We start from the raw sequence: 10,816 nt of genomic DNA, 5'->3' as shown, positions 1-10,816 counted from the left end.
ATTAGAAAGAAATACTCTTCCCTAGACGTACATCCTAATTCAGCAAGAATAACCTACCGCTAAATCGCGGTCGCTCATCCTCGATTAGCCTCGATAGAGGTTTTCTTATATAGTAGAGAGTAGAATAATTGGATGGAGACTCAGAGTGGGAGGAACGTTTGATGTCAACCATTATGATTGTGGAAGATGATCCGAAAATTAACCAACTGCTGCAAAGTCAGTTGGAGAAATACGGCTTTCGTACAGTAAATGTTGAGCATTTTGACCGTGTCATGGACGTGTTTGTAAGCGCGCGCCCGGATCTTGTCCTGCTGGATGTGAACTTGCCCAAGTTTGACGGGTTCTACTGGTGCCGGCAGATGCGGCAGGAATCCAAGTGCCCAATCCTGTTTATCTCTGCTCGTGAAAGCAAGATGGATCAGGTCATGGCGCTCGAAAATGGAGCGGACGACTATATCACGAAGCCGTTCGATTATGACGTCGTGCTTGCCAAAATTCGCAGCCAGCTGCGCCGTGCCTATGGTTTGTATGCCCCTCAGGAGGGGGAGCGAACTGTAGAGGTGTCTGGTCTCAAGCTGTTTTTAGAACGGATGGAGCTCAGCATGCAGGATCAAAAAGTGGAGCTGAGCAAAAAAGAAGCGCTTCTGCTGGAAGCGCTGATGAATCAGTATCCGCGAGTCGTCAGTCGGGAGCGACTATTGGAAAAGCTGTGGGATGAGCAGTTTGTCGATGAAAATACGTTGAATGTCTACATCACGCGTGTACGTGGAAAATTAAAAGATTTGGGTCTGGAGGGCGCTGTGGAGACGGTCCGTGGCTCCGGCTACCGCTTGCGGACGATTTGGGAGGATGGGCAATGAGTCTGTTCCTTCGAGATCAATGGGCTTTCGCAGCCTTTTTTCTCGTCCAGCTGATTCTTTTGATCTTGATTTTTGCTATGGATGGCTATTGGAATGAATCGTTAATCATTTACGTAGTCTTTTTATCTCTCTTTTTTGCAGGAGCTTTTCTCGTTGTTCGGTACTTGACCCATAGAACGATCTATCAGCGTCTGAGCAAGCCGGTGGAATCACTGGAAGAGCTGACGCAAACACACGGTAATGCTGCCTTGTGCCGTGCGCTGGATGAAAACTGCCTGGAGCATTACCGCTTGTACAAAGAACAGCTGCATGCCTACGAGAACAAGCAGCGCGATTACACGACGTTTATACAGCAATGGGTGCACCAGATGAAGACGCCGATTTCGGTTATTCATCTTCTGCTCCAGGATGCGGATGATTCGACGGCCGAGAGTATTCGGGAAGAAGTCGATCGAATTAAGCGCGGGCTGGAAACCGTACTCTACATAGCTCGTCTGGATCGTTTCGAGCAGGACTTTATGATTGAGCCCGTATCTCTGCGGTGTCTGGTGCAAAACGTACTCGCTGAAAACAAACGCCTGTTTATTCGCAACCAGGTTTATCCTGAGGTAAAAATCAATGAGCAGTGGAGAGTGGAATCAGACGATAAGTGGCTGTCCTTTGTGATCAATCAGCTCTTGACCAACGCCGTGAGATATTCAGCGGGCAAAAGCAATAAGGTGACGATTCGTGCCTATGAACGAGGAGCTAGCGTTATGCTGGAGGTCCAGGACTACGGAATCGGTATTCCGCCTGAAGATATTCGGCGCGTATTTCAACCGTATTTTACGGGAGAAAATGGACGTAAGTACCCGGAATCGACGGGGATGGGGCTCTATTTAGTCAAGGAAATTTGCGGCAGATTGGAGCACAGCGTCGAAATGGAATCGGAGGTAGGCGTAGGTACGACGATTCGGATTGTCTTATCTGCGGTTGTTCCAATCTTACAAGATCGTAAGCTTCCTGAAAGTTAATTCGATAGCTAGGTAACACACGATTTTCGTATAGTTGGAGCATGATGAAAGAAAAAGGGTGAAACGCATGGAAATGCTTGCAGTAAAAAGCCTTAGCAAAATATACGGGGGCAAGGTAACTTACCGCGCGTTAACTGATATTGACTTTACCATCCGCAAGGGAGAGTTTGTGGGCATCATGGGTCCGTCAGGGAGTGGAAAGACCACGCTGTTGAATATGATTTCCACGATCGATAGCCCTACTTCTGGAGCTGTCTTACTGAATGGAACCAACCCTCATCAACTGAAAAAGCAAAAGCTGGCTTTATTTCGCAGGCGTGAATTAGGTTTTGTCTTTCAAGACTTCAATCTCTTGGATACACTGACGATTGGAGAAAATATAGTATTGCCGCTCACACTGGATGGTGTGGATGTAACGACGATTGAAGAAAAGCTGCAGACGCTCGCGGCCAAGCTGGGGATTGGAGAAATCTTGGAAAAGCGCACGTATGAGGTATCCGGTGGCCAACGGCAGCGAGCGGCGATCGCACGAGCGATTATCCATACGCCATCGCTATTGTTGGCTGATGAACCGACAGGCAATCTCGACTCCAAGTCTTCTCGCAATGTGATGGAGACGCTTGAGGCTATCAACAAATCCGAAAATACAACGATGATGATGGTGACGCATGATGCGCTCGCCGCAAGCTACTGTCATCGTGTCATTTTTATCAAAGACGGTCAGTTGCACAATGAAATGTACCGTGGCGAGAGCCGTCAGGTCTTTTTCCAGAAAATCATTGACGCGTTGTCGTTCTTGGGGGGCAATACGTATGACCTTTCGACAATTCGCGTGTAATAACGTTTTACGGAACAAGCGCACGTACGCAGCTTTTTTCTTGAGCAGTGTCTTTTCCGTGATGATCTTTTTCGTTTACGCGATGTTTATTTTTCATCCAGCCATTGCGGATGAGGAAATCCATGAATCGGTTGCTACCGGAATGATGGTTGCGGAATACATCATTTTTCTGTTTTCGTTTTTCTTTTTGTTTTATTGCGTCGGGGCCTTTTTGAAGAAGCGGGAAAAAGAATTCGGGATTTTGTTTGTACACGGGATGACACCTATGCAGCGAAACTGGCTCGTAATCATGGAGAATATGCTGATCGGGATCGTGTCGATCATCTGCGGGATTGGTTTGGGGCTGGTATTGGCCAAGCTGTTCTTCCAATTCGCGGGCTTCCTGCTGGATGTGCAGGCATTAGCGTTTTACATTCCGTGGCAGGCGATTGGGTTGACGTGTGTCGCTTTTATGGTCCTGTATGCGGCGATTTCAATATTCACGGTGCTGCTCCTGCGAAAACGAAGTCTCCTGGACCTTTTGCAGGGAAGCCAACGTCCGAAACGGGAGCCCAAGGCATCTGTGTTCCTGTCCATCCTCGCTATTGGCTTGCTTGGTACGGCCTACACGCTTGCGCTTACGGCTGATGGGGTGTACGTAGCAGTTTTGCTCTTTCCAGTGACCTTCATTACGATTGCGGGCACCTATTTGCTCTTTACGCAATTGAGTGTGTTTTTGATAGGCATTTTGAAGAAAAAGCGATCGATTTATTGGAAGAAAACTAACCTGATTACGCTGTCTGATCTGGGCTATCGAATGAAGGACAATGCCCGGATGTTTTTTCTGGTGTGTATCGTGTCCACTGTAGCCTTTTGTGCAATCGGGACGCTGGCTGCCTTGGCGGGGTCGATACAGGAAACTGTTTTGAAAACCAATCCGTTCGCATTTGAATATCAAACCAAAGAAGGAAATCCGGAAGCGCTCAAGCATCTTTCCTTGATTGAAACAAGCCTGCAGCAGGGCGGTTTTTCTTTTGAAAAATATCAAGTTTCGATAAAGGTATTGCCCAAAACCGACAAGGAAGAAACGATTGGCGTGGTCAAGCTGGCAGACTACAACAAAATTGCGGTTGCCGCCAATGCAGGACAGCTGCAGGTTGCTGACAATGAAGTGTTTATGCTCGTCAGATGGTTTGGGGATTCCATAGAAACGAAAACGTTGGACGTAGGCAATACGATTTTGATGGTCAAAACCGATGCGAAATTAAATCCGCTTTTGGGTGGGATTGATTTCGAGCGGCTCGCTGTCGTGCCCAATGCGGTGTTCGATCGGCTGACTGGCTTGAAAGAAGAGACAAGGTATAACTATGCGGTGCCGAGATGGAAAGAAACGCAAGAAATAAGCGTAAAGCTGCAAGAAAGAATCAGCCATAATGGCGACAATTACTACTATGAAGCTCGTGCCCCCATCTACCGTGAACTTAAGCAAATGGCAAATACGTTGCTGTTTATCGGATTGTTTGTCGGAGTTCTGTTCTTTGTAGCGGCAGCCAGCTTTCTTTATTTCCGACTGTATACCGATCTGGAGAGTGACAAGCGGCAGTATGGGGCGATCTCGAAAATTGGACTTTCGGATCGGGAGCTGTCGCGGATTGTGACGACACAGATTGCGTTGTTATTTTTCGTCCCGATCGTTGTGGCAATTGTTCACAGCATCGTAGCGTTTGTCTCGTTGCAAAGCTTGCTGAAAATCTTGTTGATTACATCCGTAGTGAAGCCAACAGCGATTGTGCTGCTCAGCTTTGTAGTGGTTCAGGGAATCTACTTCTGGATCATCCGAAATCGCTACTTGTTCCACTTGAAACGTTCCATGTAAATGAGAATGAAAGCAGACAGCCTCTTCAAAATGGAGAGGCTGTTTTATTTATTTATCTAAATAATATCATTAACGAAAATAAAAAAATGAAAATGCTTTCAACAATAAATTTTCTGAATAAATGTTGCATGTTGTCGAAATTCGTATTATAGTAACAACATTAATTACGTAATTCGACTGTATTTTCTATAAATGTACTGCTTGAAGGTTGTATTTTTGAAAAATAAGACGAATAAAGGTGTGATTATATGGAAGAGGTGTTCCGCCGTTCGCTTTATCCCGAATTGGACGATACCGATTACGGCATCATACGGGCCTTGCAGGAAAATGCACGACTGCCATTTACTCAAATCGCAAAGGACCTCGGCGTCACGGAGAAAACAATTCGGATGCGTGTCCAGCAAATGCAAGACGAAGGTATTCTGAGTCTGGTCGGCATCGTCAATCCGGTCAAAGCTGGTCTTCACGTACAAGCCATTATTCATATCGCCACCGAAGCAGATAAATTGGATGAGGTCGTTGCCGCACTGAACGCAATCATAGAGGTTCGCCTGATCGTACTTACCTCGGGAGAGTATCAGCTGTTCACACAGGTGCTGGTCAGAAGCTACGATGAATTGTCGCAATTTTTGATGAAAAAGCTTAACAAGATTCCGGGGATTACACGCATGAACGTCATTAACGAACTCAAAATATTGAAATCGAAGTACAACTTCGTCCGCTAATGACAGGAACTGCCTTGGAAGGGGGAATGCCATCGGAGAGTTAGATTCCGCTGGGATTTTAATTTTCAAAAGTATTGTATTTATCACAAGAGAAAGCAAAGAAAAGGGGTCATTTACATGTTTTCTAACAAGATGAGCAAAGCAATGCTCAGTGCCGTTCTGGGGACCATGCTTTTGGTAACTGGATGTGGAGGCGGAGGAAGCAATGCTGGCACAAGCACAGATGGCGGCAATACAGCTGCTCCAGCACCAGCTACCGGCAAGAAAGTAATTAACATCGGGTTAAAAGCTGACCCACCGTCCATGGACCCGAACAGCTCTACTTCTCTCTACGATCGTCAAGTTTACGCAAGCCTTTATGACAAGCTGTTTGATATTGATGCAGACGGTAAAGTAGTTCCGATGCTGGCTGAGTCTTATGAAGTAACGCCAGACGGCAAAACGTATACGCTGAAGCTGAAGCAAGGCGTAAAATTCCATGATGGAACTGATTTTGATGCAGAGGCAGTCAAATTCAACTTTGAGCGTAACATGACTGGTGAAAAATCCCGTCGGAAGGGCGAATTAAAATTCGTAGATTCCGTTTCGGTTGTAGATGCACATACAGTGAAAATCCAGATGAAAGAGCCATTTGCTCCATTCCTGTCTGTATTGACAGACCGCTCCGGAATCATTGTTTCTCCGAAAGCGGTTCAGGAGCATGGCGAACAATATCTCAACCATCCAGTAGGTACTGGCCCGTTCACTTTTGTTGAACAAGTGAAAGGCGACCACGTAACGCTGAAGAAAAATGAAAACTACTGGAACGGTACCGTAAAAGTAGATGAAGTGAACTACAAAGTATTCACGAACGGTACTGCGAAGGTACAAAACCTGCGCTCCGGTATGCTTGATATTATTGACGATACGCCTGTAAAAGAAATTCCAGTTGTTAAGGGTGATGGAAATCTGCAGCTTATCGCAGAATCTGGACTCGGCTTCCAAGGTATCTACCTGAACAACTCTCGTGCACCGTTTGATAACAAATTCCTGCGTCAAGCTGTTGACCACGCGATTGACCGCGAAGCGATCGTAAAAGTATTGTTTAACGGCTACGCTGCACCAGCACGTACTGCATTTACAAAAGGAAGCCTGGCTTACAATGAACAGCTGAACACACCAGTTGCTCCAAATGCAGATGAGATCAAAAATCTTTTGACACAGGGTGGTAAACCCGACGGATTTGGCTTCAAGCTCTACATCACGACTTCTCCAGAAAACGAGCAGCTGGGTGCTGTACTGCAAAACATGCTGAAGCAATACAACATCAACGTGACTTTGGAAAAATTAGAATACGGTCAATTGATTGAAACAGGCGACAAAGGCGAATTCGATGCTCTGCAGCTTGGCTGGTCCGGTCGTTTGGACCCAGACCTGAACATCCATGACTGGGTTGTGACTGGCGCTAACAACAACAATGGACGTATCTCGATTCCGCAGCTGGATGAGCTTATTTTGAAAGCTCGCGGAGAACTGGATGAGGCAAAACGTAAGGCACTGTACGACGAAGCAGCAAAACTTCTGCAAGACGAAGCTGGCTATGCATACATGTACCACCAATACGTATTGCTCGGTATGAACAAAAAAGTAACCGGATTTACTTTCGTACCGGATGGTATTGTCCGTACTGCAACTTTGGACAAGCAATAAAAGCCGTAACACTATAACAGCAAGAGCTAGGAGGAATTGTCATGATGTTCGTGTTCAGACGCCTACTGCTGACAATCCCGATTCTCCTGCTGGTGTCGATTATGACTTTTTCTTTGATCCATATGATCCCGGGCGATCCTGCCCGGGTCATTTTAGGACAAGAAGCGACACCGGAAGCATATCAGGCACTGCGAACCGAGCTGGGATTGGATCAGCCGATCGTAGTGCAATATTTTTCCTGGCTGGGAAAAGTGATACAGGGTGATTTGGGGATTTCGATTACAGACCGAGTACCGGTCTCACAATTAATCATGCAGAGGTTGCCCGCGACGGTAGAGCTTACGATCGGAACGTTTCTGGTAGCCATTCTGATCGCTTTTCCGGCGGGAATTCTGGCGGCTGTACGCCGCGGCACCTGGATTGACTATACAAGCACTTTCACTGCACTTGGTGGTATGAGTATTCCGAGCTTTTGGCTGGCTATGATGATGATTATTTTCTTTGCGGTTAATAATCAATGGCTGCCTTCGTCAGGGTACGTGCCCTTCTTGGAAAATCCGACTCAGAACCTGCTAGCGATGGTACTGCCTTGTTTAGCGACAGGACTTAGGGAGTCAGCGGTACTGATGAGAATGCTGCGTTCTTCTTTGCTCGATGTTGTGAGCATGGACTTCATTCGGACAGCGAAAGCGAAGGGATTGAACGAAGCGAGAACCATTTTGGGACACGCTTTGCGTAATGCGATGGTTCCAGTGGTGACGACTTCTGGTTTGATGATTGCCGGTTTATTAGGTGGTCTCGTCATTACGGAGTCGATCTTTTCGATTCCTGGCTTTGGCCGTTTGATCGTTGAATCTGTTTTTAAACGCGACTATGTAACCGTACAAGGTGCGATTCTCGTATCTGCGGTGCTGGTTGTCATCGTAAACCTGGCAGTAGACATTTTGTACGCCGTCATTGATCCGCGCATCAAGGCTGGGAAAGGAGCAGGTGAGTGATGAAAACCGTACGCAAGTTTCTCCGAAATGGTTTGGGCGTCATCGGAGCGGTGATTATCCTCGGACTGATTATTGTGGCTACTTTTGCACCACAAATCGCTCCATTTGACCCCAATGCACAAGACTATAACAAAATCCTGATTGCTCCTGACGGTGAACATTACTTTGGCACAGATGATCTGGGGCGTGATATTTTCTCTCGCGTCGTTTACGGTGCTCGTATTTCGATTCAAGCGGCACTGATTTCTGTTGGGATTGCCATGTTGATCGGCGTACCGATTGGACTATTGTCCGGGTATTACCGCGGTTTCTGGGATGAGTGGGTGGTCATGCGAAGTGTGGACGCCATGCAAGCATTTCCGTTCTTGATCCTGGCACTTGCCATTTCAGCTGTTCTTGGTTCAGGATTCGGCAATGCTATGCTCGCGATCGGTATTGGTTTTGCTCCGGCTTTTGTCCGAATTACACGCGGTCAGGTGTTGTCTCTACGGAATATGGAGTATATTCATGCGGCACGTTCTGTTGGGGTTAAGGATGCACGCATTATTTTCCGCCATATCCTGCCAAACGCGCTCAATCCGATTGTGATTCAGGCTACACTGGCGATGGCATCGGGTATTATTGCAGAGGCATCACTGTCTTACCTCGGGTTAGGTGTTCAACCGCCGACACCATCGTGGGGCAGCATGCTGAACCAAGCGCAAACACTAATGTCCGTTGCGCCATATGCAACGTTTTACCCAGGTATTGCCATCTTTTTAGTCGTGCTCGGCTTTAACTTGTTAGGGGATGGCCTGCAGCAGGTTCTAGATCCACGCGCACGCAAATAATAAATGTCCTAACACGGGATAAAAGGAGTGGAGCAGATGACGACCATCTTGGAAGTAGAACAACTGAGAACCCGGTTTCGTACGGACAGCGGTGTCGTCAGTGTCGTTGACGGCGTCGACTTCTCCATCCGTGCCGGCGAAACGCTCGGCGTCGTGGGTGAATCTGGCTGTGGCAAAAGCGTAACCAGCCTGTCGATCATGCGTCTCTTGCCGCCAAACGGAAGCACAGGCGGAACCATTCGTTTTAACGGAAAAAACGTATTGGAGCTGTCGGAAAAGGAAATGCAGGGCGTTCGAGGCAACGAAATCGCCATGATTTTTCAGGAACCAATGACCTCTCTCAATCCGCTGCATACGGTAGGCAAGCAGATTGAAGAAGCAGTCATGCTGCATATGAAAGTAAGCAAAGCACAGGCAAAGGAGCGGGCAATTGCCATGCTCAAAGCGGTGGGAATGCCGCGAGCTGAAGAAATTTACGGTGAGTTTCCACACCAGCTATCTGGCGGGATGCGTCAGCGTGTGATGATTGCCATGGCGATGTCATGTGATCCCAAGCTGATTATCGCCGATGAACCGACAACGGCGCTGGACGTGACGATCCAGGCGCAGATTCTCGATCTCATGCGTGATTTGAAAGAAAAGACTGGGACTTCGATTATGCTGATTACGCATGATTTGGGTGTTGTAGCCGAAATGTGCGACCGCGTCATCGTCATGTACGCGGGGCAAGTGGTGGAAGAAACAGATGTCGATACATTGTTTGAAAGTCCAAAGCATCCATATACGATCGGGCTCATGAACTCGATCCCTGAACTGGATGAAGAGCGCGAGTATCTGGAAACCATTCCGGGAGCAGTTCCATTGCCGCATCAGATGCCAGCCGGCTGTCGTTTTGCCCCGCGCTGCACGCAGGCAATGCCTATCTGTCATGAAAAGCCACCTGAGCTTTTGCAACTGAACGGGCAAAAATGCCGTTGCTGGTTGTACGAAGATAAGGGGGAAGAGGCATGACAACACCTCTGTTGGAAGTAAAAGGACTGCAGCAGCATTTTCCGATCAAAGCCGGGTTTTTGAAGCGGACGACAGGACATGTAAAAGCAGTGGATGGCATTGATCTGACGGTTTATCCTGGCGAAACGCTTGGAATTGTAGGCGAATCGGGATGTGGCAAGTCAACGACAGGTCGTACGATTCTCCGGTTGCTCGAGCCGACTGCAGGAGAAGTATGGTTTGATGGCAAGGATCTGGCGAAGCTGCCAAAAGAAGAAATGCGGCAGATGCGCAAGGACTTGCAAATGATTTTCCAGGACCCATACGCTTCCTTGAATCCGCGCATGACTATTAAGCAAATATTGCTGGAGTCCCTGATGGTGCACAACATCGGCACCAAGGAGGAGCGGGAGCGCACGATTGAAGAAATCATTCAAGTCGTTGGACTGCGCAAAGAGCATCTGAATCGTCACCCGCACGATTTTTCTGGCGGACAGCGGCAACGGATCGGAATCGCTCGCGCACTCGTGGTGAAACCAAAGCTGATTATTGCCGATGAGCCTGTATCCGCTTTGGACGTATCGATTCAGTCACAGGTGCTCAATCTCTTGAAGGATTTGAAAAAGGAATTCAATCTGACCCTGATGTTTATCTCGCATGATTTGTCGGTAGTCAAGCATTTGTGCGACCGAATTGCGGTCATGTATCTTGGCCGTATAGTAGAAGTTGCTGACAAGCGGACGCTGTTTGAAAACCCGAGCCACCCGTATACACGCGCGCTTTTATCGGCGGTACCAGTCGCAAAGCCGCGTCAAAAGCGGGACCGGATTTTGTTGACAGGAGATTTGCCAAGTCCGGCGAATCCACCAAGTGGCTGCACATTCCACCCGCGCTGTCCATATGCGACGGATATGTGCAAAACGCAGGTGCCGAGTCTGTCTGACATCGGTGACGGACAACTGGTCTCCTGCCATCTGGTGCAATCTGGCGAGATCTTCCGCTAGGCAAGGACGGAGGT

At 47.8% G+C, this 10,816-nt stretch carries 10 protein-coding genes; all 10 read left to right on the top strand.

The annotated features are described in order from the left end of the window. Positions 1 to 161 precede the first annotated feature (161 nt). Positions 162 to 860: a response regulator transcription factor gene (locus SB752_RS26440; RefSeq protein ID WP_289141171.1), complete on the top strand. Its 699-nt coding sequence runs from the start codon at positions 162 to 164 to the stop codon at positions 858 to 860. After that, entirely contained in the window at positions 857 to 1,873 is a 1,017-nt protein-coding gene (locus SB752_RS26435) for a sensor histidine kinase (protein WP_410718452.1), read from the top strand. The genes SB752_RS26440 and SB752_RS26435 overlap by 4 nt, the downstream gene beginning before the upstream one ends. Before the next feature lie 67 nt (positions 1,874 to 1,940). Continuing rightward, positions 1,941 to 2,711 (top strand): ABC transporter ATP-binding protein, encoded by a 771-nt coding sequence (locus tag SB752_RS26430; RefSeq protein WP_410718451.1) that lies wholly within the window; start codon positions 1,941 to 1,943, stop codon positions 2,709 to 2,711. Next, complete coding sequence (locus SB752_RS26425) at positions 2,686 to 4,566, top strand: FtsX-like permease family protein (protein ID WP_410718450.1); 1,881 nt, start codon at positions 2,686 to 2,688, stop codon at positions 4,564 to 4,566. The genes SB752_RS26430 and SB752_RS26425 overlap by 26 nt, the downstream gene beginning before the upstream one ends. Before the next feature lie 248 nt (positions 4,567 to 4,814). Then, positions 4,815 to 5,291 carry an Lrp/AsnC family transcriptional regulator gene (locus tag SB752_RS26420; protein ID WP_410718449.1) on the top strand — a complete coding sequence of 159 codons (477 nt, stop codon included), beginning with the start codon at positions 4,815 to 4,817 and terminating at the stop codon, positions 5,289 to 5,291. 117 nt (positions 5,292 to 5,408) lie between these two features. After that, positions 5,409 to 6,980 carry an ABC transporter substrate-binding protein gene (locus SB752_RS26415; RefSeq protein WP_410718448.1) on the top strand — a complete coding sequence of 524 codons (1,572 nt, stop codon included), beginning with the start codon at positions 5,409 to 5,411 and terminating at the stop codon, positions 6,978 to 6,980. 41 nt (positions 6,981 to 7,021) lie between these two features. Beyond that, positions 7,022 to 7,978 carry an ABC transporter permease gene (locus SB752_RS26410; RefSeq protein ID WP_410718447.1) on the top strand — a complete coding sequence of 319 codons (957 nt, stop codon included), beginning with the start codon at positions 7,022 to 7,024 and terminating at the stop codon, positions 7,976 to 7,978. After that, on the top strand, positions 7,978 to 8,808 hold the full coding sequence (locus SB752_RS26405) for an ABC transporter permease (RefSeq protein ID WP_410718446.1): 831 nt from the start codon (positions 7,978 to 7,980) through the stop codon (positions 8,806 to 8,808). Before SB752_RS26410 ends, SB752_RS26405 begins: the two co-directional genes overlap by 1 nt. A 36-nt stretch (positions 8,809 to 8,844) precedes the next feature. Then, positions 8,845 to 9,819, top strand: a complete 975-nt coding sequence (locus tag SB752_RS26400) for an ABC transporter ATP-binding protein (RefSeq protein ID WP_410718445.1) — start codon at positions 8,845 to 8,847, stop codon at positions 9,817 to 9,819. After that, positions 9,816 to 10,802, top strand: coding sequence for an ABC transporter ATP-binding protein (locus SB752_RS26395; protein ID WP_410718444.1), 987 nt, complete (start codon positions 9,816 to 9,818; stop codon positions 10,800 to 10,802). The genes SB752_RS26400 and SB752_RS26395 overlap by 4 nt, the downstream gene beginning before the upstream one ends. Positions 10,803 to 10,816 lie beyond the last annotated feature (14 nt).

This window comes from Brevibacillus sp. SIMBA_040 (genome assembly GCF_046535075.1).
Classification (GTDB): domain Bacteria; phylum Bacillota; class Bacilli; order Brevibacillales; family Brevibacillaceae; genus Brevibacillus.
Note: the sequence above shows the minus strand (reverse complement) of the source record. Positions and strands in the feature narration are given on the sequence as shown.